The 23,463-nt window shown below is 55.1% G+C and carries 19 protein-coding genes and 1 tRNA gene; 8 read left to right on the forward strand and 12 right to left on the reverse strand.

Annotated elements, in window-relative coordinates; genetic code table 11:
- Position 1: 1 nt before the first annotated feature.
- Both N1689_RS21460 and orn read right to left on the reverse strand, forming a co-directional pair.
- A tRNA-Gly gene (locus tag N1689_RS21460) sits at positions 2-77 on the reverse strand.
- A 154-nt stretch (positions 78-231) separates the two neighbouring features.
- Positions 232-780: an oligoribonuclease gene (gene orn / locus N1689_RS21465; protein WP_003855299.1), complete on the reverse strand. Its 549-nt coding sequence runs from the start codon at positions 778-780 to the stop codon at positions 232-234.
- A gap of 101 nt (positions 781-881) precedes the next feature.
- Between orn and rsgA the strand changes: the two genes are divergently transcribed.
- From rsgA to mscM, 3 genes are all read left to right on the forward strand, one after another.
- On the forward strand, positions 882-1,931 hold the full coding sequence (gene rsgA / locus N1689_RS21470) for a small ribosomal subunit biogenesis GTPase RsgA (RefSeq protein WP_161734935.1): 1,050 nt from the start codon (positions 882-884) through the stop codon (positions 1,929-1,931).
- Between the two features lie 170 nt (positions 1,932-2,101).
- On the forward strand, positions 2,102-3,001 hold the full coding sequence (asd, locus tag N1689_RS21475) for an archaetidylserine decarboxylase (RefSeq protein ID WP_161734938.1): 900 nt from the start codon (positions 2,102-2,104) through the stop codon (positions 2,999-3,001).
- 14 nt (positions 3,002-3,015) lie between these two features.
- On the forward strand, positions 3,016-6,345 hold the full coding sequence (gene mscM / locus N1689_RS21480) for a miniconductance mechanosensitive channel MscM (RefSeq protein ID WP_161734941.1): 3,330 nt from the start codon (positions 3,016-3,018) through the stop codon (positions 6,343-6,345).
- 48 nt (positions 6,346-6,393) lie between these two features.
- Here mscM and mdh read toward each other — a convergent pair whose 3' ends face one another.
- The gene (gene mdh / locus N1689_RS21485; protein ID WP_161734944.1) at positions 6,394-7,332 is read right to left on the reverse strand and encodes a malate dehydrogenase; all 939 of its coding nucleotides are present in this window, start codon (positions 7,330-7,332) and stop codon (positions 6,394-6,396) included.
- A 440-nt stretch (positions 7,333-7,772) separates the two neighbouring features.
- Between mdh and argR the strand changes: the two genes are divergently transcribed.
- The 4 genes from argR to yhcN (N1689_RS21505) all read left to right on the forward strand — a co-directional run bounded on the left by argR (position 7,773) and on the right by yhcN (N1689_RS21505) (position 9,688).
- A complete protein-coding gene (gene argR / locus N1689_RS21490; protein ID WP_013359192.1) occupies positions 7,773-8,243 on the forward strand; it encodes a transcriptional regulator ArgR in 471 nt (156 codons plus the stop codon).
- 474 nt (positions 8,244-8,717) lie between these two features.
- Entirely contained in the window at positions 8,718-8,981 is a 264-nt protein-coding gene (gene yhcN / locus N1689_RS21495; RefSeq protein WP_098052264.1) for a peroxide/acid stress response protein YhcN, read from the forward strand.
- Positions 8,982-9,064: 83 nt separating this feature from the next.
- Positions 9,065-9,331 (forward strand): YdgH/BhsA/McbA-like domain containing protein, encoded by a 267-nt coding sequence (locus N1689_RS21500; protein WP_161735991.1) that lies wholly within the window; start codon positions 9,065-9,067, stop codon positions 9,329-9,331.
- Positions 9,332-9,424: 93 nt separating this feature from the next.
- On the forward strand, positions 9,425-9,688 hold the full coding sequence (gene yhcN, locus N1689_RS21505) for a peroxide/acid stress response protein YhcN (RefSeq protein ID WP_161735990.1): 264 nt from the start codon (positions 9,425-9,427) through the stop codon (positions 9,686-9,688).
- A 65-nt stretch (positions 9,689-9,753) separates the two neighbouring features.
- Here yhcN (N1689_RS21505) and N1689_RS21510 read toward each other — a convergent pair whose 3' ends face one another.
- The 5 genes from N1689_RS21510 to aaeX form a co-directional block, all read right to left on the reverse strand.
- A complete protein-coding gene (locus tag N1689_RS21510; RefSeq protein WP_033734738.1) occupies positions 9,754-10,023 on the reverse strand; it encodes a barstar family protein in 270 nt (89 codons plus the stop codon).
- Positions 10,024-10,078: 55 nt separating this feature from the next.
- On the reverse strand, positions 10,079-11,530 hold the full coding sequence (locus N1689_RS21515; protein ID WP_260060202.1) for an NAD-dependent succinate-semialdehyde dehydrogenase: 1,452 nt from the start codon (positions 11,528-11,530) through the stop codon (positions 10,079-10,081).
- Between the two features lie 113 nt (positions 11,531-11,643).
- Positions 11,644-13,596, reverse strand: coding sequence for a p-hydroxybenzoic acid efflux pump subunit AaeB (aaeB, locus tag N1689_RS21520; RefSeq protein WP_161735988.1), 1,953 nt, complete (start codon positions 13,594-13,596; stop codon positions 11,644-11,646).
- Positions 13,597-13,605: 9 nt separating this feature from the next.
- Complete coding sequence (gene aaeA, locus N1689_RS21525) at positions 13,606-14,538, reverse strand: p-hydroxybenzoic acid efflux pump subunit AaeA (RefSeq protein WP_010256061.1); 933 nt, start codon at positions 14,536-14,538, stop codon at positions 13,606-13,608.
- 7 nt (positions 14,539-14,545) lie between these two features.
- The gene (aaeX, locus tag N1689_RS21530; protein WP_003855277.1) at positions 14,546-14,749 is read right to left on the reverse strand and encodes a p-hydroxybenzoic acid efflux pump operon protein AaeX; all 204 of its coding nucleotides are present in this window, start codon (positions 14,747-14,749) and stop codon (positions 14,546-14,548) included.
- A gap of 232 nt (positions 14,750-14,981) precedes the next feature.
- On the opposite strand from aaeX, the gene aaeR reads away from it, so the two are divergent.
- The gene (gene aaeR / locus N1689_RS21535; protein ID WP_135907618.1) at positions 14,982-15,899 is read left to right on the forward strand and encodes an HTH-type transcriptional activator AaeR; all 918 of its coding nucleotides are present in this window, start codon (positions 14,982-14,984) and stop codon (positions 15,897-15,899) included.
- Positions 15,900-15,932: 33 nt separating this feature from the next.
- Here aaeR and tldD read toward each other — a convergent pair whose 3' ends face one another.
- From tldD to N1689_RS21555, 4 genes are all read right to left on the reverse strand, one after another.
- A complete protein-coding gene (gene tldD / locus N1689_RS21540) occupies positions 15,933-17,378 on the reverse strand; it encodes a metalloprotease TldD (RefSeq protein WP_222924936.1) in 1,446 nt (481 codons plus the stop codon).
- Positions 17,379-17,442: 64 nt separating this feature from the next.
- The gene (yhdP, locus tag N1689_RS21545; protein ID WP_260060206.1) at positions 17,443-21,273 is read right to left on the reverse strand and encodes an AsmA2 domain-containing protein YhdP; all 3,831 of its coding nucleotides are present in this window, start codon (positions 21,271-21,273) and stop codon (positions 17,443-17,445) included.
- Between the two features lie 131 nt (positions 21,274-21,404).
- Complete coding sequence (rng, locus tag N1689_RS21550) at positions 21,405-22,874, reverse strand: ribonuclease G (RefSeq protein WP_003855268.1); 1,470 nt, start codon at positions 22,872-22,874, stop codon at positions 21,405-21,407.
- A complete protein-coding gene (locus N1689_RS21555) occupies positions 22,864-23,457 on the reverse strand; it encodes a nucleoside triphosphate pyrophosphatase (RefSeq protein ID WP_161735985.1) in 594 nt (197 codons plus the stop codon). Before N1689_RS21555 ends, rng begins: the two co-directional genes overlap by 11 nt.
- Between the last annotated feature and the right edge of the window lie 6 nt (positions 23,458-23,463).

Genomic DNA, 23,463 nt, shown 5'->3' on the forward strand with positions numbered 1-23,463 from the left:
CTGGAGCGGGAAACGAGACTCGAACTCGCGACCCCGACCTTGGCAAGGTCGTGCTCTACCAACTGAGCTATTCCCGCGCCTTGTACCGATACTAAATTCTTCACCGGTACGGGGTGCGCATTATACGAGAAATCGTTGCTGCTGCAAGCGTCTGAAAGCAAAATTTTTCGCTTTCAGCGCGTTTGCTGATTAAATCAGCAACCTGGTGATTTCATGCGCACCCGTCGTCGATTAAAGCTGCAAAAAGTGTTCGCGGTAGTAGGCCAGCTCCGCCACCGACTCGCGGATATCATCCAGCGCCTGGTGCGTTCCGCCTTTTTTGAAGCCAGGCAGGATCTCCGGTTTCCAGCGGCGAGCCAGCTCTTTCAGGGTACTGACATCCAGATAACGATAGTGGAAGTACGCTTCCAGCTCAGGCATATACTTAAACAGGAAGCGGCGATCCTGCCCGATACTGTTGCCACAGATTGGCGACGTGTTAGCCGGCACCCACTGTTTCAGGAATTCAATGGTCGCCAGTTCGGCTGCGCGATCGTCAATCTGACTTTCCTTCACTCGCGCAACCAGACCACTGTTGGTGTGGGTGCGGACATTCCACTCATCCATCAGCGCCAGCTGCGCATCGGACTGATGGACGGCCATGACCGGCCCTTCCGCCAGAATGTTCAGGTTGGCGTCCGTCACCAGGGTCGCAATCTCAATAATACGATCGTGCGTCGGATCCAGTCCGGTCATCTCAAGATCAATCCAGATCAGATTCTGTTCATTTCCAGTAGCCATGCTGTTTCCTGCGGTTGCGGTAGTCGTCATTCACGATGAATAAGGTGTATCATAGACGTTTTGCCCAGCCGGGCGAAATCTGGCTAACGCTGTGAGGGTGAGTGAGTAAAAATAAACTGTCGAAGGGCCAACAACGCCGCGTAAGCGCTAACCACGATCGCCGTCTCAACCAGCGCAAAGAGCGTCCGGAAGCGGATGACAACCTGTTTGGTGAAGCTGCAGATGGGGTCGTTGTCAGTCGTTTTGGCATGCATGCTGATGTTGAAGATAGTGCAGGCGTCGCCCACCGCTGCAATATCCGCCGGACTATCCGTTCGCTGGTCACGGGCGATCGCGTGCTGTGGCGTCCGGCGACCAGCGGCGGCAAAGGCATAGTTGAAGCAGTGCACGAACGCACCAGCGTATTAACCCGCCCCGATTTTTATGACGGCGTGAAGCCGATGGCGGCGAATATCGACCAGATCATCATCGTCTCTGCAATCCTGCCGGAACTGTCACTGAACATCATCGATCGCTATCTGGTGGCCAGCGAAACGCTGGACATTGAACCCTTACTGGTCCTGAACAAAACCGATTTGCTGGATGACGAAGCGCGCGTCTTAGTCGATCAGCAGATGGATATCTATCGTGATATTGGCTATCGCGTGGTGATGGTCTCCAGCCGGGCGAAAAATGGCCTGGACGATCTGAAAGCGGCCTTAACCGACCGCGTGAGTATCTTTGCCGGTCAGTCTGGCGTCGGCAAATCGAGCCTGCTGAACGCCCTGCTCGGCTTCGATAAAGAAGAGCAGGTCGCGATTCTCACTAAAGAAGTGTCGGATGGCTCAGGCTTAGGCCAGCACACTACAACCGCATCGCGCCTGTATCATTTCCCGCACGGCGGCGACGTGATTGATTCTCCTGGTGTGCGTGAGTTTGGTTTATGGCATCTGGAACCGGAACAGGTTACCCGAGGATTTGTTGAATTCCGCCCTTTCCTGGGCTCTTGCAAATTCCGTGACTGTAAACATGGCAGCGATCCCGGCTGTGCGATTCGTGAAGCGGTCGAACAGGGAAAAATCAACCGATCCCGTTTCGATAACTACCACCGTATTCTGGAGAGCATGGCACAGGTAAAAACGCGTAAAAATTTCCCTGAGGGTGAAAGTTAATCGGTATAACCGCGTCTGAGCGGATAAGTCGCTGCATTTTGCGAAGCAGATTCCGATCATGCGTCCGGACCGTGCAGCGTGCCGGAAATCAGGTATAGTCGCCATCTGAACGGGGCACTGCTACAATCCGCCCCCTTTTTACCATGTCCTGAAATAGCCAGGAGGCTAAGGTGTTTGATCGTTTAAAACTCGGCTTGAATCATATTCTCCCGAAGAAATGGCTGACTGAACTTGCCGGTTGGGGCGCCAGTCGCCGCGGTGGTTGGTTGACCAAACTGGTCATTGACATCTTTGTCTGGTTTTACAAAGTCGACATGGCGGAGGCGCGCAAGCCCGATACCGCCAGTTATCGGACATTTAATGACTTTTTCGTCCGTCCGCTGAAAGACGATGCGCGTCCGGTGGATGCCGATGCCAGCCTGATCGCCCTGCCCGCAGATGGTGCTATCAGCCAGCTCGGCCATATTCATGGCGATCAGATTTTCCAGGCTAAAGGTCATCACTACACCATCGATGCTCTGCTGGCGGGAGATGAGCGGATGGCCGCTCAATTTGTGGATGGTGAGTTCGTCACCACCTATCTGGCTCCGCGCGATTATCACCGCGTGCATATGCCGTGCAACGGTATCCTGCGGGAGATGATTTATGTGCCTGGCGATCTCTATTCAGTCAACCCGCTGACCGCGCGTAATATTCCCAATCTGTTTGCCCGTAACGAGCGCGTCATCTGCTATTTCGAAACGGATATCGGACCGATGGTGCAGATTCTGGTGGGGGCGACGATTGTCGGCAGCATTGAAACCGTCTGGGCGGGCACCATCACCCCACCGCGTGAAGGTGTGATCAAACGCTGGCACTATCCGGCAGCGGATGATGAAGGTGCGGTAGTACTGCTGAAAGGACAGGAAATGGGTCGCTTTAAACTCGGTTCGACGGTCATCAACCTGTTCGCGCCTGGTCGCGTCAAACTGGCTGAAAGTCTGGAAGCAGAAAGCAAAACCCGTCTGGGTCAACCGCTGGCGATTGTGCTGCCGGTTGCAACAGACATTTCCGACGTCATCATCGACTAAATTGAGTGTCCTCTGTGCGTTCGATTCTCCTCCTGCTGCTGAGCCTGTGGCTCAGCAGCCCGGCCTTCGCGGCCAGCCTTCCTGATGCCAGCCAGCTCAAACAGCAGCTGGAAGAGATAAAATCGGCCAAAAGTTCTCCATCCCAGGCGGAACAGATCCAGACGATTGAAGCTGCCTTAAACTTCCTCTCCGAACGCGATGACTCGCTGGAGCGCGCGGCGCAATATCAGCAGGTGATTGATGACTTTCCGCGTCTGGCGCGCGAACTGCGTCAGCAGATCGCCACACTAAGCGACAGCGGAAAAACCGTACGCAGCAACATGAGCAGCGCCGAGCTGGATCAGGAGATTCTGCAGGTCAGCAGCCAGTTGCTGGAAGAGGGTCGTCAGGCACGCCAGGAGCAGGATCGGGCGCGGGAAATCAGCGATTCGTTGTCGCAATTGCCGCAGCAGCAGACTGAAGCGCGCCGGGCGATGACGGAGAGTGAACGCCGGCTGCAGGGCGTCAGCACCAGTTCACCACAGGGCCAGCTGCAACTGGCCGCTCGCCAGGCGGAAAGCGCCGCAAATAAAGCGCTCGTTGATGAACTTGAGCTGGCCCAGCTCTCCGCCAATAACCGTCAGGAACTGGCGCGGATGCGGGCTGAAGTTCACCAGCGTAAAGCGACGCAGCTTGATAACTATCTGCAGGCACTGCGCAACCAGCTCAATGATCAGCGGCAACGTGAAGCGGAAGTCGCTCTCGCCCGCACCGAGCAACTGGCGGAAAATAGCGGCGATCTGCCGCCGGCGATTAGCGATCAGTTTCGGGTTAACCGCGAACTCTCAGTTGCGCTGAATCAGCAGGCGCAGCGTATGGATCTGGTGGCATCGCAGCAGCGGCTGGCCACCAACCAGATTATTCAGGTCCGTCAGGCGCTCTCTACGTTGAGAGAACAGTCGCAGTGGCTGGGCGCCTCTAATCTGTTGGGCGAAGCGCTTCGGGCGCAGGTCGCGCGTCTGCCGGAGATGCCTAAGTCTCAGCAGATTGATAATGAGATGGCACAGCTTCGCGTACAGCGTCTCTATTACGAAGATCTGCTGGAGCGTCAGGAGACGCTGCGCAAAGGACGGCAGGCAGATGGTCAGCCCTTCACTGCAGAACAGAAGCGTATTCTTGATGCGCAGCTACGCACCCAGCGTGAACTGCTCAACTCCCTGATCTCCGGCTGTGACACCCTGATCCTGGAGATCACTAAGCTCAAGGTCGGCAACACCCAGCTGCAGGATGCGCTGACGGAAGTCAAAGACGCGACGCACCGCTATCTGTTCTGGACCGCTGACGTCAGTCCGATCGGTCTGAGTTATCCGCTGGATCTGGCTAAAGATCTTTCCCGCCTGCTGTCGCTGGATACGCTGGGCCAGCTTGGCAAAGCCATGGCGATGATGTTTACCAGCCGCAACTCGGTGCTGCCGATTATTGGTGCCCTGCTGCTGGTCGGTTTCAGCATCAGTTCGCGCCGCCACTTCAATGCCTTTCTTGAACGTTCTGCCAGCAAAGTCGGCAAGGTCACCCAGGATCGTTTCCGCCTGACTATTCGTACCGTGTTCTGGTCGATTCTGGTGGCGCTGCCGCTGCCGGTGTTATGGGGCGCACTGGGTTACGGCTTGCAGAACGCCTGGCCCTACCCTATCGCCGTGGCGATTGGCGATGGCATTACCGCCACGCTGCCGCTGCTGTGGGCATTTATGATCAGTGCCGCCTTTGCCCGCCCGAATGGTCTGTTCATTGTGCATTTCCGCTGGCCGCAGAACCGGGTAGCGCGCGCCATGCGCTACTACTCGCTGAGCATCGGCCTGATTGTGCCGCTGATTATGCTGCTGATCGCCTTTGGCAACCTGGAAGATCGGCAGTTCTCCTCGTCGCTGGGTCGCCTCTGTTTCATCCTGATCTGCGGAGCAATCAGCATTGTTACGGTAAGCCTGAAGCGATCCGGTATTCCGCTCTATCTCGATAAAGAGGGGAATGGCGAGAATATGGTGAACCGGATGCTGTGGAACCTGATGATCGCCATGCCGCTGATGGCTGCCCTCGCCTCCGCAGTGGGATATCTGGCGACCGCGCAGGCGCTGCTGGCGCGACTGGAAACCTCAGTCGCCATCTGGTTCCTGCTGCTGGTTATCTATCACATTATCCGGCGCTGGATGCTGATTCAGCGTCGCCGTCTTGGTTTTGACCGCGCCCGTCAGCGCCGTGCCGATATGCTGGCTAACCGGGCGCGTAGTGAAGAAGAGAAAGAGCAAAGCGCGCTGAATACCGACGCGATTGAAATCGAAGAACCGGTGATTGATCTCGATGCGATCAGTGCGCAGTCGCTGCGGCTGGTGCGTTCTATCCTGACGCTGATTGCCCTGGTCTCGGTGATCGTGCTGTGGTCAGAAATTCACTCGGCTTTCGGCTTCCTGGAGAATATTCAGCTGTGGGATGTCAGTACGTCCGTACAGGGCGTGGAGTCGATTCAGCCCATCACCCTTGGTTCAGTACTGATTGCTATTCTGGTGTTTATCATCACCACTCAGCTGGTGCGCAATATGCCCGCGCTGCTTGAGCTGGCACTGTTGCAGCATCTTAATCTGACGCCGGGTACCGGTTACGCCATTACCACACTGACCAAATATCTGCTGCTGTTGATTGGCGGGCTGATTGGTTTCTCCATGATTGGTATTGAATGGTCGAAGCTACAGTGGCTGGTTGCCGCACTGGGTGTGGGACTCGGGTTTGGTTTGCAGGAGATTTTTGCCAACTTTATCTCCGGTCTGATTATCCTGTTCGAAAAGCCCATTCGTATCGGCGATACTGTGACGATCCGCGACCTGACCGGCAGCATCACTCGTATTAATACGCGTGCTACCACCATTACCGACTGGGACCGCAAAGAGATCATCGTGCCAAACAAGGCCTTTATCACCGAGCAGTTTATTAACTGGTCGCTGTCCGATTCCGTAACGCGTGTGGTGCTCACCATCCCGGCCCCGGCCAAAGTCAGCAGTGAACAGGTAACCACCATTCTGGTTCAGGCGGCTGAGCGCTGCAGTTATGTGCTTGATACGCCACAGCCGGAAGCCTTCCTCGTCGATTTGCAGCAGGGGATTCAGTTGTTTGAGATCAGGGTACATGCTGCAGAGATGGGGCACCGTATGCCGCTGCGTCATGAACTGCACCAGCTGATTCTGCTCGGATTTGAACAACACGGTATTGAAATGCCGTTCCCACCATTCCAGATGCGCATGGAAACCCTGGGCAAGAAGCTCCCTGCCAGCAACGGTACGCCCGCAGCCCGCGCCTTCAAATCTGGCGGCCTGTAATGAAAACGCCCGGCAAAGCCGGGCGTTATTGCAAGTCTGATCCGTCAGTTACGGCTTAACGAACTCTTCACCCTGAGCAATATCTTTCTTCAGCGTATCGAGCATGCCTGACAGCGCCTGTTGTTCGAAAGCGCTGAGTGTGCCAATTGGTCTGCGTTCAGCAATCCCGTTTTTACCGAGCAGCAGCGGCTGAGAGAAGAAGCGGGCATATTCGCCCTCGCCTTCCACGTAAGCACACTCTATAACATTCGCCTCGCCCTTCAGCGCACGTACCAGTGATAAACCGAAACGTGCAGCCGCCTGGCCCATCGACAGCGTGGCCGATCCGCCACCCGCTTTAGCTTCCACCACTTCTGTGCCGGCGTTCTGAATGCGTTTGGTTAAATCAGCCACTTCCTGATCGCTGAAGCTGACGCCTTTGACCTGTGACAGCAGCGGCAGAATGGTTACGCCAGAGTGGCCGCCAATCACCGGCACTTCCACCTGATCCGGCTGCTTACCTTTCAGCGCGGCCACAAAGGTGTTAGCACGAATAATGTCCAGCGTGGTTACACCGAACAGACGGTTTTTGTCGTAAACGCCGTGCTTTTTCAGCACTTCTGCCGCGATAGCAACAGTGGTATTGACCGGATTGGTAATCACGCCAATCAGCGCTTTAGGGGCCGTGGTGGCAACCTGCTCAATCAGGTTACGAACAATGCCTGCGTTTACATTAAACAGGTCCGCGCGATCCATACCGGGTTTACGTGCGACGCCAGCAGAAATCAGTACCACATCGGCACCCTGTAAGGCAGGCGTGGCGTCTTCTCCACTAAAACCTTCAATAGCTACAGCAGTAGGAATATGGCTGAGATCAACGGCAACGCCAGGCGTAACCGGCGCAATGTCATACAGTGAGAGTTCTGAACCTGCGGGAAGCTGGGTTTTGAGCAGAAGTGCGAGCGCCTGGCCTATGCCGCCAGCGGCACCGAGAACGGCAACTTTCATTCTTAACTCCTTATTAAGGTGGGGCAGAGATGGGCCGAAATTCTATCTGTGTCAGACCTTAATCAACTGCTCAGGCGATGATAAATATCCGCTGTTAATTCTACGTGTTTTCACACTTGCTCGCCGGATTCAAAAGTTACTTATCATTGCGCCTGAATGACCGACAACTTTGCCGTCGTCAGACAGAGAACGGCTGTGTGCGTTTTCTGTTACTACTTCTGATACTACACCACCAATAATATAACAACTTTGCAACCTTCGCCTTTCGGGGCTGTGACGGGGGTTTTGGTCTGAGCGAATTTATTTGCTATTATCGCCGCCCGCTAGCCGCCCGAACTCTGCTCATCAATCGACCGATTGCATAAAAATGCATTTAAATGCATAATCACCACTCTGCCGCGGGCGGATGCGCGGTTATTCTCTCTATTTATTGGTAACCTATGCGAAACCCATCGAAACAAGACGATCTGATCAAGGCTTTCAAGGCCTTATTAAAAGAAGAAAAATTCAGTTCCCAGGGCGAAATTGTTCAGGCGCTTCAGGATGAGGGCTTTGAAAATATCAATCAGTCCAAAGTCTCGCGGATGCTGACCAAGTTTGGTGCAGTACGCACCCGTAATGCCAGGATGGAAATGGTCTATTGCCTGCCCGCTGAACTGGGCGTGCCGACCACCACCAGCCCGTTAAAAAACCTGGTACTGGATATCGACTACAACGATGCGCTGGTGGTGATTCATACCAGTCCGGGCGCAGCACAGCTGATTGCACGTATGCTGGATTCGCTGGGCAAAGCGCATGGGATTCTTGGCACGATCGCTGGCGATGACACAATCTTTATTACCCGTGCGCGCGACTTTACGGTTAAGCAGCTGCACAGCGCGATCCTCAACCTGTTTGAACAGGAACTCTGACCGCTGACTGACGGCCTGCTATCCTGCCCCAGGTCGTCAGTTTGTTCTCTCTGCCCATAGTTTTGCGTCACACTGCTCCGCTGTTTAATACTGATAAGCCTGATTCAATACACCTGACTCCTGGTCAGTTCGTTTACTCTGCTTAACCTTCTGCGCTATTTTACACTGCTTTACATCACTGATCCGGCACCATTGCCCGGATCCAGATCAAACTCCAGCCCAATACGCTTCATAGTTTCGCACTAAACGCTAAAGTGATCTATCTCACTGTTTTTGTAATTAAAATCGTCGTAAAGGCTATTTTTTATGCTGTTTTTATAACGTTAAGTTATTAAAAGTAGGCATAAGGATAAAGAATCACAAAAAAACATTATTAGCCGGGTATTAATTTCTATCGTTATTAGTTCTATACTTCTTTTCGTGATGCAAATCACACTAACTAGAAAGATAAAAATAGACGACGAGGAAATATCTATGAACGTAAAAACTACCATCGCTACCCTGAGCATTCTCTCTGCACTCTCATTTGGTGCAGTAGCAGCAGAATCTATTGATGCCGCGCAGGCACAGGATCTGCAGGCTGTCGGCACCATCAGTGTCAGCGGCGTCGCGGGTTCACCGATGGATATCAAACAGAAGCTCAGTGACAAAGCGGATCAGCAGGGCGCAAAAGCCTATCGCGTGATCGAGGCTTACAACAACGGCAATTATCACGCTACCGCCGCGTTGTATAACTAAACCCAATAATGCCAGCAGCTTTCTGTCTGACGCGCCTTTTTGCGCTCCGGAGAGCTGAAGCAAAATCTTCAGGAGAGTTGACCATGAAAACTAAATTAGCAATTGCTGCTCTTAGTCTGGCGTCCCTGTTCTCAGTGGGTGCCAGCGCCGCCAGCCTGGTATCGAATGAACAGGCGCAGGGTTTGCAGCCCATGAATCAGACCATCAGCATCGGTGGACGTAACGGCGACCAGACGCATATCCGTCAGGTGCTGTCAGAGAAAGCAGATGCACAGGGCGCAAGCCACTATCGCATCATTGAAAACAACCAGGACAACACCTGGCATGTCACCGCTGAGCTTTATAAATAATTAACTGTGATGACGTCTGAAGGCGCATAACAAATATCGACGACCCGCCCTTACGAGTAACCGCAGGTTGTTGAATGTAATGAGGAGATAATCATGAATATCAAAACAACCATTGCTACAGTCAGTCTGCTTTCCGTTATTGCGTTCGGCGCTTCTGCCGCACAGCTGGTAACCGGCGATCAGGCGCAGAATCTGCAGCCTGCGGGTACCGTGACCATCAGTGGAACCGCGGGATCACCGATGGATTACCGCGCAGAGCTTTCACAGAAAGCGGATGAGCAGGGTGCCAGCGCCTATAAAGTGATCGAGGCGCGTACCGGTGATAACTATCACATCACCGCGCAGCTTTATAAGTAATTCCTCGTCAGATTAATGACGAACCCTTTGGCCCCGCTCGCCGGGGCCTTTTTTCATCTGATGTATTATCTGACATTAAAGTGCAGCCGGCCTTCCAGCTCCTCTTCCGCTTCATCAAATAACAGAATCAGCGCGCCATAACGCCGTCGCTGTCCTCTACCCAGATTGACAAACTCAATCTCCAGCGGCATCGGTAACAGATCCCCTGTCACAACATCCCACAATCCATCCAGATCGCAGATGCGGCGCTCCTCCAGCGCAAATCGCTCGCTGAACTGGCGAAAGAAATGGGCCTGGTCGACTATTTCATTAAAATCAAAACGCTCGATTTTCATGCTGACGGCTCCCATGCTCCGTCTGCGGGCGACCTCTGCCGCCCGTTCATGACCGTTAGCTCAAACCGCCCAGGTGCAGCGCTTTGACCTCCAGATACTCTTCCATACCCAGTACCGAACCTTCGCGGCCCAGACCCGACTCTTTCACCCCACCAAACGGCGCCAGCTCGGTGGAAACGGCACATTCGTTAATGCCGATCATGCCGCTTTCCAGCGCCGCTGAAACGCGAAACACCCGTTGCAGATTCTGGGTATAAAAGTAAGCAGCAAGGCCGAATGGCGTATCATTGGCGCGGCGGATGACGTCATCTTCATCATCAAAGCGGAAACAGGCAGCCACCGGACCAAAGGTCTCTTCCTGCGCAAGCTGCATGCCTTCATGCGCCTCGGTAATGACCGTAGGCTGCCAGAAGTTGCCACCCAGCGCATGGCGCTCACCACCTGCCAGTAGTTTGCCGCCTTTTGCTACCGCGTCTTTAACGTGCTGCTCAACTTTTTCCACCGCCGACGCTTCAATCAATGGTCCGACAATCACGCCTTCGTCCATGCCATTACCGACTTTGAGCTTGCTGACTTCGGCTGCCAGCTGCTCAGTAAACGCATCATAGACAGCGTTATGAATATAGAAGCGGTTAACACTGACGCACACCTGACCCGCATTACGGAATTTGTTGGCAATGGCACCCTGTATGGCGGCATCAAGGTCGGCATCGTCGAATACGATGTACGGCGCATTGCCTCCCAGTTCCATCGACACTTTCTTCATGGTTTCGGCGGCATTACGCATCAGCAGCTTGCCCACCTGCGTTGAGCCGGTGAACGAGATTTTACGCACCGCTTTGCTGGCCATGATCGCATCGCTGATAGCATGGGTATCACCCGCCACCGCATTCAGCACGCCATCCGGCACGCCCGCCTGCTTCGCCAGTACCAGCAGGGCAAAAGCAGAGAGTGGCGTGTTATTAGCAGGTTTAATGATGCCGGTGCAGCCCGCAGCAAGCGCGGGCCCCAGTTTGCGGGTCAGCATCGCCATCGGGAAATTCCACGGCGTAATGGCAGCCACTACGCCAATCGGTTCGCGAGTCGCCAGAATGCGGGATCCGGGTTTTGCGGGCGGAATAATCTCGCCGTTCGCCCGTTTCGCCTGCTCGGCGAACCACTGAATAAAGCTGGCGGCGTACTCCACTTCCCCTTCGGCCTCTTTCAGGGGTTTGCCCTGTTCAGTGGTCATCAGTTGCCCCAGCCAGCGCTTGTTCTCAATGATCAGCTGGTACCAGCGATTGAGAATTTCAGCGCGCGCTTTTGCGGTCTGCGCCCGCCAGGCGGGAAAGGCACGTTCCGCTGCGGCAATAGCCTGTTCCGTTTCCGCCTTACCGGCTTTTGCCACCTGCGCAATCACCTCGCCGGTTGCCGGATTAGTCACGTCAAACGTGGACGCCGCCTGATGCCACTGACCGTCCGCTAAATAGCCGGTCCGGAACAGTTCGCTCTCTTGCAGTGATTTCATTGATTCGCTCCTGTCAGTTTTGCTCTTCCGTCTGGAGAGTATAGTTGGCAAAAGCGACAGATTTTGTGATGGGTGGGGATTGCACAGGCCGCTGCAGGTCGCAGCGGCCAGATTCAGATTTGGATGAGTGTGTTCTGGTACTTATCCAGCATCGTCGCCAGTCGTTTGACCGGTTCCGTTACGCTGACGGGTGCCTCGTAATGGACCAGTTTTTCCTGATAGACATCCAGCTCTTTAAGCAGACGTTCAAAGTAGTAACGGCGCTTGTCGTCGCTGCTGGCGGAGATCACCCGATCGGCGGTGTAACGCAGCTGTCGGTGATACGCAGAGAGATCGGCATTAACTGGCACTTCTGCGTCGCGTAATCGCTGATGACCGATGATCAGCGTCAGAGCGATGCGATATTTATTGATATCACCCGGAAACAGGTTCAGCAGCAAAAACAGTTGCTGATAGAGCGCTGGCAGATGATTTTCACGCCGACGCGCCTGATTGGTGGTCATGGCCGAGACCGCTGCATACATAAAGCGGTTCAGCAGTTTGCGGCCGGTGCGCGCCTTCGATTTATCCCGAATCAGCAGAATGACCATCATCGCGACAAAGCAGCCGATAACCTGACCGAGCACATTATCGAGGAAGACGTTAATGTGAAATTCCATCGGATTATCGAGAACCAGCACGTTGAGCGTACCAATCAACGCGCCCAGCGTGCCGAGCTGACGCCGCTGAATAAAGATGCCGCCGATAAAACCCAGTATGCCGATAGCGATGCAAAGCAGTAGTGCGCTCTGCTGTGTCGCGGGCAGAACATACATAAAATAGAGCGCCCCCAGCGGAACCGCGACCGTCATGCCGTAGAGAAAATCCTTGGCCATCATCAGCGGGTTAGGCATACGCATCGCCAGCGCGGTAATTACGGCCAGCATTACCATACAGCCACTGCCAGAGGTCCAGCCCGTATAGAGCCAGAACAGTGAACCCAATGCGGTTGCAACGAAGGTGCGGATGCCGTTAATCATCGCATGATGTGTTTCAGCCGAACGCGCCTGAATCACCACTTCGCGCTGCAGAATCTCCTCTTCCAGCGAGGTGATCCGGCTATTACTTTTGATTCCTTTCAGCAGCAACAGATATTCGGTAGCAGTGCCTACCCAGCTGGCCAGCGTGACCGGCGTTGATTTGCCGCTGGCACCAATCACCCGGCGCATCACTTTCATCCGCTTATGCACCTCTTCAACCGTCGAGGCCGGTTTTTCAACCATCAACCGATACTGGGGCGGAATGTAGTCCGGGCGGGAATTCTGAATGAGGAAGGTTTCGGCAGCCTGCGTTATCAGCGTCAGTGACAGGGTATTGAGCATCTGCAAGCGGCGGTTGCTGTTCTTCCAGCGTGATGACTCCATCATCAGCTGGCTGCGCATGCTATTCAGCGCCGTGGTGCGCCGCACCAGCGCGCTCCAGGCTTTGTCGACCTCTTCCTTATCACCGTGTGCGACGCAGAGTTGCAGCAGCTGGTAGTGGGCCACCAGCAGCGAATCAACTTCCGCGTCGATCACTTTTTTAATCGAACGGGGTGAGAAAATCATGTCGGCCAGAATAGCGCAAAGAATACCGAGTACGATTTCACTGCAGCGCTCAACCGCATATTGCGGCACCAGCGTCAGACCGCCGCTGGCGTTCGCCGTTACTACAATAATCAGCGCGGTGTAGCCGGCCAGACCCAGTGCGTAGGAGTTCTCGACTTTAATTAGCGAAGAGAGCCAGACGCAGAGTCCTGCCCAGATGCAGCACAGCAGCAGCATCACGACCGGTGCACGCACGGTGGCAATCATGATGGTCAGCGCGGCGATACAGCCAATAAATGTCCCGATAATACGCAAAACACCGCGATAGCGTAGTGCCCCGGAATAGGGATCGCCGCCTGCCGCAAATGCCGTACCACCTGCCACGATCCCGGCGGTCATCACCGCCCAGCGCGGCGTTTCAAGGTTAAAGTGAAAACCCACCATCAGCGCTAACACCAGCGCAAAGGTGAGCTTTACCGGGAACCGCAGGAACTCGATCATATCGCCCTCTTAACCAAACTCACGCAGGCGATTAAACAGTCGGACCATCGGTGAAACCTGTTCAGGCTGACGATCGGCCTGACCGGTGATCACCACTGTCGCTGTTGTGCCCGCCGGGAAGCGATTGCCGGGCTGCTGATCAAGCCGGATGCGCACCGGCACACGCTGCGCCAGACGGACCCACTCCAGATTGGAATCTACCGTTGCCATGCCTTTACTGTCGACCGAGCTGCTGCTGTTGGTGACACCCGCCGCGACGCTGTCCACGGTGCCACGCAACACGATGTTGCTGCCAAGTGGAGTCACTTCCGCGCGGAAGCCCTTCTCCACGCCGTGAAGTTTGGTCTCTTCCAGGTAAGCCAGCACATAGAAAGAGTGCTGCTGAACCAGCGCCACCGCCACAGAACCACGGGTAATAAATTCGCCCTGGTAGACGTTGAGGTTGGTGACCCAGCCATCGGAGGGTGCTTTCACGGTGGTGCGCTCAAGATCGATCTTCGCCAGATCGCGCGTCGCCACCGATTTTGCCAGCTGATGCTCACTGGTTTGCAGATCGTTATTGGATTGCTCGATCGCCTCGCGCGACATCGCAGAGGTGCCAAGCTGGTTGCGGCGGCCGGCTTCGCGACGTTTTTCACTCACCAGGGCCTGGTAATATTCAACATCTGCCTGTGCCTGATCGAGTGCCTTCTGATAGCGAGGGCGGTCAACCACAAACAGCGTATCGCCCTTCTTCACCAGCTGGTTGTCATGTACCGGAACCTCAGTAATCAGGCCAGTGACGTCAGGCGAAATCGCCACCACGTCAGCCGCAAAACGTGCATCACGGGTCCAGGGTGATTCGGTATAGAACACCCAGGCGCGGAAGATGATAACCACTGCGATGATGACCAGCAGAATAGTGATCGCGTAGCGCGCGATTTTTCTTATGAGTGCTTTCACTTCAACCTCAGACTAATAAACGGGAGACAAGGTAAAACACACAGCAGTAAAGCGCTGTATTAAAAAGTGCCGGATGCCAGACAAGATCGTAGATGCCGCTCGGCGTCAGCACGCGTTTCACTAACCAGAACAGCATCAGTGAAATAATCAATTCGATGAAAACGGGCGGAAAAGAAAGCCCAAACATGACAAATACCGGAAGCACACTCATCACAAATCCTTAGTTCGACCTTGCCGGGATACTTCGTTGCCTTTTCAGATGTCGCAGGAAACCCCTCTGGCAGCGTTATCCGAACCGCAGCTGGCTTAATAATAGCGTATCATCGAAGGGTATCAGGCAATGAAGAATCACCGGGAAATACCCCGGCGCGCTTATAATAACGCGCCTGACTATACGTTTTCTACTGAATGTGATCTAAATCACTTTTAAGCCAGAGTAAATAATGGAACGACTGAAAGGTATGTCTGTCTTCGCCAGAGTGGTCGAACTCGGTTCGTTTACCGCGGCGGCTCGTCAGCTCCATCTGAGCGTCTCATCCATCAGCCAGATCGTCGCGAAACTGGAGGATGCATTGCAGGTTAAGTTGCTGAATCGCAGTACCCGCAGTATCGGACTGACCGAAGCGGGTAAAATCTATTATCAGGGCTGCCGCCGTATGCTGGCGGAGGCGACGCAGGTGCATGAACAGCTTTACGCGTTTAACAATACGCCGATTGGCGTGTTGCGGATCGGCAGTTCCTCGACCATGGCGCAGAATGTGTTAGCCGGTATGACCAGCGATATGCTGCGGGAGTATCCGGGGCTGAGTGTGAATCTGGTTACTGGCGTTCCGGCCCCGGATTTGATTGCGGATGGTCTGGATCTGGTGATTCGGGTGGGCGCATTAAAAGACTCCAGTCTCTTTTCGCGTCGCCTTGGCGCGATGCCGATGGTGGTGTGTGCCGCAAAAAGCTATCTTGCCCAGCACGGCACGCCGGAGAAGCCGGGCGATATCGATAATTTTTCCTGGCTGGAATATAGCGTACGGCCCGACAACAATTTTGAGCTGATTGCGCCGGAAGGCCTGGTGACCCGCCTGGCACCACAGGGACGTTTCGTAACAAATGATTCGCTGACGCTGATCCGCTGGCTGAAGTCGGGCAATGGTATCGCTTATGTGCCAATGATGTGGGTGATTGATGAGATCACCGCAGGCGAGATCGATATTCTGTTTCCGCACTATCAGTCCGATCCGCGTCCGGTGTATGCGCTCTATACCGAGAAGGATAAACTGCCGCTGAAGGTGCAGGTCTGCATCGATTATCTGACCGGCTATTTTGAACAGGTGGCTGAACAGTATCAGCAACACCGTAAAAGCTGACAACCCGCCGGGCGGCGGGTTGTTGAGGTCACATCAGGCGGTGCCGCCGATGGTCAGTTTATCCAGCTTCAGGGTGGGCTGACCGACACCGACCGGCAGGCTCTGGCCCTCTTTACCGCAGACGCCCACGCCTTTATCCAGCGCCAGGTCATTACCTACCATCGAGATTTGCTGCATCGCTTCAATGCCGGAGCCAATCAGCGTGGCACCTTTGACCGGTTTGGTGATTTTTCCGTTTTCAATCAGATAAGCCTCTGAGGTTGAGAAGACAAATTTGCCGGAGGTGATATCCACCTGACCGCCACCAAAGTTCGGCGCATAGATGCCGTACTCAACGCTTTCAATAATATCCTGCGGCGATGATTTGCCTGCCAGCATATAGGTGTTAGTCATGCGCGGCATCGGCAGATGTGCATAAGATTCACGACGCCCATTCCCGGTCGGGCTGACGCCCATCAGTCGCGCATTCAGCTTGTCCTGCATGTAGCCTTTCAGCACCCCGTTCTCAATCAGCATGTTGTACTGACCGGGAACGCCTTCATCATCCACCGCAAGTGAGCCGCGCAGCCCTTCAAGGGTGCCGTCATCCACCACGGTACACAGCTCAGACGCGACCTGCTGACCGATTTTACCGCTGAACACCGAGGTGCCACGGCGGTTGAAGTCACCTTCCAGACCGTGACCGACCGCCTCATGCAGCAGCACGCCCGGCCAGCCCGCACCCAGCACTACCGGCAATGCGCCAGCAGGAGCCGCCACCGCAGAGAGATTAACCAGCGCCATGCGCACCGCTTCACGCGCCCAGGCGTCAGCGCGCACGTCGCCATTTTCATCTTCAAGGAAGAACGCATAACCGGTGCGTGCACCGCCGCCGCTTGCGCCGCGCTCACGCTTGCCCTGGTCTTCAACCTGAACGCTGATAGAGAGGCGAACCAGCGGACGAACGTCTGCCGCCAGCGTGCCATCAGTGGCCGCCACCAGCACCTGCTCGTAAACACCGGTCAGGCTGGCATTGACTTCCTGCACACGTGGGTCAGCCGCGCGGGCGACTTTATCGACGCGATGCAGAAGGGCAATTTTGTCTTCACGCGTCAGGCTGCTCAGCGGATCGACCGCCGAATAGAGTGAACGGTTCATCACGGCAGAAAGCGTATGGGCCTTGCCGTTTCCCTGTTCGCGTACAATGCTGCGAGCCGCTTCAGAGGAGAGACGCAGCGCATTCAGCGTAATCTGGTCGGCATAGGCAAAGCCGGTTTTCTCACCGCTGACCGCGCGCACGCCGACGCCCTGATCGATATGGTATGAGCCATCTTTAATGATTTTGTCTTCCAGCACCCAGGATTCGTGAAAGCTGGACTGAAAATAGAGATCGGCATAATCCAGACGACGTTCTGAAAGCTGCCCTAACAGGGAAAATAGGTCCTGCTGATTAATGCCGTTAGCAGTCAGTAACTGCTCACTTACCAGGTTCAGAGTCATCGTTTCTCACTCATTATGTGCTCAGATAATCATAGCCTGCGGTAATTCCGGTACGGCGTCAAATTCACTTGTTGTCTGTTTCACGCGGTTTACGCAGTACTTCATTGATTTCCGGTTTATCCAGTGGGCCACTGATGTGATAACGCAGCAGCGATATCTTGTTCCACAGGGGGCCCAGGACTTTACTGGCAGCAAATACCGCCGCGCCAATCACCGGATTAATCGCAAAGGCGGTCGCTACTCCGACAGAGGCAGAAATCTCAGGCGCAACCACCGCTTCCATATCGATCTGACGTTTCACCAGGTCGAGATTGCCCTGCATGGCGATGTCTGCTTCCAGTCCATCTACCAGCAGGTTATCGGTGCGCATGACGCCGTTTTCGATCCAGGCCGTGCCGTTAATCGAATCGAAATAGAACGCGTTGGTGAAGGTGTCGCTGAAGTCGAAGCGCAGCTTGCGCAGCAGCGCATCGAAGCTCACCAGACGCAGGATTTTTCCCGCCGTGCCGGTATTCACATCTGCAATCTGGCCTTTGCCAAAGTGGGTCTTCAGGGTGCCACTCAGTGTCTCTGCAGAGGGCTGCCAGGGTGCAGAGCGCCAGTGCAGGTCGTAAGCAATATCAAAGGGCGCATCGCGCAGCGGCGTGTTGACGCCAAACCAGTTGGTCGCGTTATTAATATTCGGTCCCTTAAGCGTGCCCTTCAGCGAGGTGCGCTGGTCGTCCGGGCGATTAACCCACTCACCGTTAATTTTAAGTTGGGAGCTGCCGGTATCCACTTTTCCGTTAGTAAGCGCTAACGTATCTCCTTTAGGCTGCAGCACCGCGGAGACCTGGCCATATTTCTGGCCCAGTACCCAGCACTCTTTACAGCGCAGCTGTAAGGCGGGCCACTGGCTGAAGTTAATGTTTGTGGTTTGCTGAGAAGGCGCTTTGCCGCCCTTGCCTGTCTCGTTTTCCCATTGCGGATTGTAGTAGAGGTAATCCAGGTTCACCTGCAATGGCGCTTTGGGGGCCATCGCCAGTTCACCGCGCAGCTCTTTCGCACTGACGCTGACCTGGCCATTGCCGCCTGAACGCTGTGCCAGTGTCGCTTCAACGTCATGCCATTGCTGCCCCGCCAGCGTGACCGCCGGACTGCGTAGCGTGATGTTACCCGGCAGCGTGACGCCACCCGTCTGGAAGTCGCTGCCGCCGCCTGTCGTCCCCGCACCTGCAGAACCGCCGGCAGCCATCATCGCTACCCAGGCCTCGCCATCCAGCACGGGCAGATTCAGTACCATGCCCTTATGGTCGGGTAGCGCAGGCGTTTTCTGTGCATCATTCAGCCAGATGCCACGATCGACGCGCAGCGTCGGTTCCAGCAACCAGCGGCTGTTAAAACGATGGTTTGCATTGACGCTGCCGCTGAGATCGAAATGGTTCAGGTCACCACTGGCCTGAATGGCAACTGGCATCGCCTCACCGGCTTTCTTATTGAGCGGCGCAGGTAAGTGACTACTTACTTCTTTAGCATTACCGTTCAGCCTCACGTCATAACGCGCCCCGCCATGATGCGGTAACGTAATATTGACGTCGCCCTGCCACGGCAGATGCCCGCCGAGCTGCTTGCTGACGGCTGCCGGAACCTGGCTGATTTTCGCGGGTTGCCAGTCGCCCTGAAGTTTGACGTTAACGCCAAAGTCATCCGGGTTCTCGTGGGTGCTGAAACGAACGCCCATCGGCTGCCCGAACCAGTTCGCCCGCAGATCCTCACTGGCCAGATTGCCGTTGTCATAACGGAAGCGACCAGAAAGATTGTTGATGGTGGTTTTTAACGGTTTGATAAACAGCGCGTTGTTGTTCAGATCGACATTACCGCGGGCGTGCACCTGCTCTCCATCCAGTGGGATGTCCAGATTCAGATGGCCACCGACACGGCCTTTAATTTTCAGCTGCTCCAGTGCGGCACCCAGTGACGGTTTAAGCGGCGTCTGATCGAAATAGTCAGCGATCTGCTGGCCTTCACCACTGATATCCCCGTCGATGATCAGTTTTTCTTTCAGGTAGTCAGGGATCACCGCCGTGACGTTGCGAGCGTCTACTTCGCCCAGGTGCGCCATTGGCGCTTTCATCCACAGACCATCGTTCAGGAAGTTGAGGTCGACATCGAGATTGCTCAACGCCGGCCATTTGGGCTGAAACGCATAGGTCGCCTGGCGAAGCGGCACCCAGACCTGGAACATGCCATCATTGTGCTTGAACGGGAACAGCGCCGGATTACCGGCAAACAGCAGCGTGGCGTTGTCCACCCTGCCACCCTTCACCGCCCCACTCAGATAGTGCGTCAGGCTGTTACCCATCAGCGGCACCGGGAAGTAGCGCCAGGCATCGCCCGCATCAGTAAGTCGGATACCCGCCAGAATATCCAGACGGGGCTCGCCGCCGCTATTCTGCTGGTAGCTGAAGTCGCCGCGCGCCCAGAGTGAGCGCGCTTCGAGGTTAAGCTTTTCACCCGCCAGCGTCAGGCCATGTTCATCTTTAAGCCAGCGCAGTGCCCCGGTCACCCGCTTAATCTCTAACGGAGCCTGGAACATATCGCCATAGGGAACGGTTGCCGCGCCCATATCCACACTGACCTGACCATGGCTCAGGCTGCCGCGTGCTTCTCCGCTCAGGTGACTGATGCCCGGCAACAGTTTCCAGTGCTGCCAGCTGAAATCACGCCACTTCACCTGTAAACGGGTGTTTTCAGGCTGCTGTAATGGAATATCCAGCGCCAGGCCATCGATGGTGCCCTGTGGCTGCAGCGTCTGCCAGTTTTCAAACAGGGCCGGAGAGAGCGGCGCAAATAACGGAACGATCGGCGCAATATGACTCAGCACCAGCTGTGTGGCGCGCACCCGCACCTCCTGCTGACCATCCGGCCCCAGCAACTGCTTATCTTCAGGACGCCATAACAGCGAGAAGTGACCGGCGGGCCAGGCCTGACCGTCAGTGCTGAGCCGGGTCTGCGGCACATTGACCACCCAGCCATTCTGGAAGCGTGACAGATGCGCGGTCAGCCCATCGACCTCTATGCGGTGTCGTCCGGTTTCGCCCTGCCAGCTGGCACCGCCCTTGCGCAGCAGTAGATCGCCAGCATAGATGTCACCATCGCGCAGGTTAACCCAGGCCGCCAGGCTGAAGCGGGCACTGTCCAGCCGGGTATTGTCGCGCACCCAGCGGCCCAGCCATGGACGCATGTCGACGTCATCGGCCTGCATCCAGATGCGGCCGTCATTAAGTAAACCGTTACTGTCGTTAAGGTCGAGCCGCACCTGAACCACGCCGTGCTGACCGGTAAAGCTCGACAGACTGACTTCGCCTTCGGCGCGATGGCGGTTATCTTCATTGACCCAGGTGAGTCGGGGGATCGCCAGCTCAGCATGCTGGCCGGAAGGGGTACGGAAACGAATGGTGCTGTCGCGCAGATCAAAGTGGTCAAACTGACGCAGGAAAAGTTCGTTAATCTGCGCCGGACGGAAGCTGTTTTTCTCTTTGTCGTTGTCGAGTAAGAGGCGATTCGTGTCGAGATGCAGCTGCCAGAAGGTCAGATCGCGAAACTGCCAGCGCCAGTGCAGCAGAGACTGCCAGACGTCGAGCGCCAGATTGATACGTTTAATCGTGAGTTTGCCGTTTTCATGCAGATCGACGCTGAGGTCACGAACCTGCAGGGTTGGGCCGAAATTCTCCCATTTACCCTGTAACTGGCTGGCGTTGACCGGCACATCCGTTTTGTCGGAGATGAATTGCAGAAGGTTGTTGCGATAGCTGTCGAGATGCGGCATTACCAGACGCAATCCGCTGACCAGCAGCGCGACAATCACGATGATTGCCGCGACCAGCAGTAACAAAATCCTCGGCAACTGCCTCACTCACGCCTCTCCTTGTGTTCCGTAAACGACGGATAGTTGGTTCTCATACCCGACCGTCTTCAGATAAAAGCGTTAAAACGCGCATTTTATCCCAAACAAGGGCGTTTATTCAGCCTGATAACGGGCTGACGTTACATCATTACCACGTCGAACTGCTCCTGAGTGTAGAGCGCTTCAACATGAACTTTAACCTGCTTACCGACAAAGATTTCCACTTCAGCCAGCGCATGAGACTCGTCGGTTTTTAACGCCTCACCCACCGTCGGTGAAACATACACCAGGAAACGATCAGAATCATAGGCGTGGTGAACCCGCACAATCTCACGCATGATTTCATAGCAGACCGTTTCAACTGTTTTCAGGGTGCCGCGCCCTTTACAGACCGGGCAATCCTGGCACAGGACATGCTCAATGCTTTCACGGGTACGCTTACGCGTCATCTCTACCAGACCCAGCGCCGAAAAACCATTAATCCCGGTTTTGACCCGATCTTTACTGAGCGCGCTTTCCAGTGAATGCAGTACCCGGCGTCGATGATCTTCATTGCTCATGTCGATGAAGTCGATAATGATGATGCCGCCCAGATTCCGCAGGCGCAGCTGACGCGCAATCGCCTGAGTGGCTTCAACATTGGTGTTGAATATCGTCTCATCGAGATTGCGATGACCAACAAATGCACCGGTATTAATATCGATGGTCGTCATCGCTTCGGTCTGATCGATGATCAGATATCCGCCTGACTTTAGTTCAACTTTGCGATCCAGCGAGCGCTGAATCTCATTTTCGACGTCAAACAGGTCGAAAATAGGCTGTTTACCATTGTAGAGCTCCAGTTTACCGGCCATTTCCGGGATATATTCACCGGTAAATTCCACCAGCATATCGCAGGTCAGGCGGGAGTCGACCCGGATGCGATCCAGCGCCGCGCCCGCAAAATCACGCAGAATACGCTGGGCCAGAGCCAGCTCACCGTAGAGCAGGCAGCGGGTCTGATTGCGCTTTTTACGCTCGCTAACTTTGGTCCAGAGACGTTTGAGAAAAGCCGCGTCCTGCGCCAGCTCCTCTTCGCCAATCCCTTCTGCAGCGGTGCGGATAATAAAGCCACCCAGATCGTCACAGTAGTCAGCGACTACCGCTTTAAGCCGATCGCGCTCTTTCTCACTCTCGATACGCTGAGAGACACCGACATGCGATGCGCCTGGCATAAAGACCAGATAACGCGAAGGCAGGGTAATGTCCGTGGTCAGCCGGGCGCCTTTGGTGCCAAGCGGATCCTTGACCACCTGAACCACCAGATCCTGTCCCTGACGCACCAGCTCGGCAATATCGCGCACGATGAAATTTTTCTTTTCGTCGCCCGCCACACATTCCGTATGCGGCATGATATCTGAGGCGTGCAAAAAGGCGGCTTTTTCCAGGCCTATATCAACAAAGGCCGCCTGCATGCCGGGCAGAACACGGCTTACCCGTCCTTTATAAATATTGCCAACAATGCCGCGCCGCGCTTCACGCTCAATATGGATTTCCTGAAGGATGCCGCCATCAATGTAGGCAACGCGTGTTTCAGAAGGCGTGACGTTAACCAGTAATTCAGCCGTCATGTTGACCCCTTACGGCACGCAGTGAGTGAAAATGGCTGAGCAACTCCGCTGTCTCAACCAACGGTAATCCGACCACTGCATGGTAACTTCCGTTAATTTTGCGGACAAAGTTTCCTCCCCTGCCCTGAATGCCGTATGCACCCGCTTTATCCATCGGCTCACCGGTAGCGATATAGTCGTCGATGTCGCTCTCCGTTAAGGTGCGGAATGTCACATCAGTCGTCACGATGCAATCCAGCGCCTGCTGGCTGTCGGCCAGCGCCACTGCCGTCATGACCTGATGCGTATGACCGGAGAGTCTACGCAGCATCGCGTGGGCATCGGCGGCATCGCGCGGTTTTTCCAGCACGTCACCATTCAGCACGACAATCGTATCCGCGCCCAGCACCGGCAGATCCTGCGCGGCCAGTTTTACACCCGCCTGCGCTTTGTCATTGGCCAGACGGCGGACATAGCTCTCCGCCGCTTCATTCGGCTGACGCTGTTCTTCAACGTCAGTCACAATGCGCTCGAATGTCAGGCCAAGTTGAGTTAACAGCTCACGACGACGCGGTGAACCGGAAGCAAGATAGAGGGTTACCATAAATTT

Origin of the sequence: Pantoea sp. XY16 (assembly GCF_025153065.1) — a bacterium.
Lineage (GTDB): Bacteria > Pseudomonadota > Gammaproteobacteria > Enterobacterales > Enterobacteriaceae > Pantoea > Pantoea alfalfae.

What these genes read in the sequence shown, in the direction of transcription:
- aaeB (WP_161735988.1), bottom strand. Translation starts at nt 13,596, where the DNA reads ATGATCGAGTTCCTGCGGTTCCCGGTAAAGCTCACCTTTGCGCTGGTG.
- mdh (WP_161734944.1), bottom strand. Translation starts at nt 7,332, where the DNA reads ATGAAAGTTGCCGTTCTCGGTGCCGCTGGCGGCATAGGCCAGGCGCTC.
- aaeX (WP_003855277.1), bottom strand. Translation starts at nt 14,749, where the DNA reads ATGAGTGTGCTTCCGGTATTTGTCATGTTTGGGCTTTCTTTTCCGCCC.
- N1689_RS21515 (WP_260060202.1), bottom strand. Translation starts at nt 11,530, where the DNA reads ATGAAATCACTGCAAGAGAGCGAACTGTTCCGGACCGGCTATTTAGCG.
- orn (WP_003855299.1), bottom strand. Translation starts at nt 780, where the DNA reads ATGGCTACTGGAAATGAACAGAATCTGATCTGGATTGATCTTGAGATG.
- N1689_RS21555 (WP_161735985.1), bottom strand. Translation starts at nt 23,457, where the DNA reads ATGGTAACCCTCTATCTTGCTTCCGGTTCACCGCGTCGTCGTGAGCTG.
- rng (WP_003855268.1), bottom strand. Translation starts at nt 22,874, where the DNA reads ATGACGGCTGAATTACTGGTTAACGTCACGCCTTCTGAAACACGCGTT.
- yhcN (WP_098052264.1), top strand. Translation starts at nt 8,718, where the DNA reads ATGAACGTAAAAACTACCATCGCTACCCTGAGCATTCTCTCTGCACTC.
- aaeR (WP_135907618.1), top strand. Translation starts at nt 14,982, where the DNA reads ATGGAACGACTGAAAGGTATGTCTGTCTTCGCCAGAGTGGTCGAACTC.
- argR (WP_013359192.1), top strand. Translation starts at nt 7,773, where the DNA reads ATGCGAAACCCATCGAAACAAGACGATCTGATCAAGGCTTTCAAGGCC.
- N1689_RS21510 (WP_033734738.1), bottom strand. Translation starts at nt 10,023, where the DNA reads ATGAAAATCGAGCGTTTTGATTTTAATGAAATAGTCGACCAGGCCCAT.
- tldD (WP_222924936.1), bottom strand. Translation starts at nt 17,378, where the DNA reads ATGACTCTGAACCTGGTAAGTGAGCAGTTACTGACTGCTAACGGCATT.
- yhcN (WP_161735990.1), top strand. Translation starts at nt 9,425, where the DNA reads ATGAATATCAAAACAACCATTGCTACAGTCAGTCTGCTTTCCGTTATT.
- N1689_RS21500 (WP_161735991.1), top strand. Translation starts at nt 9,065, where the DNA reads ATGAAAACTAAATTAGCAATTGCTGCTCTTAGTCTGGCGTCCCTGTTC.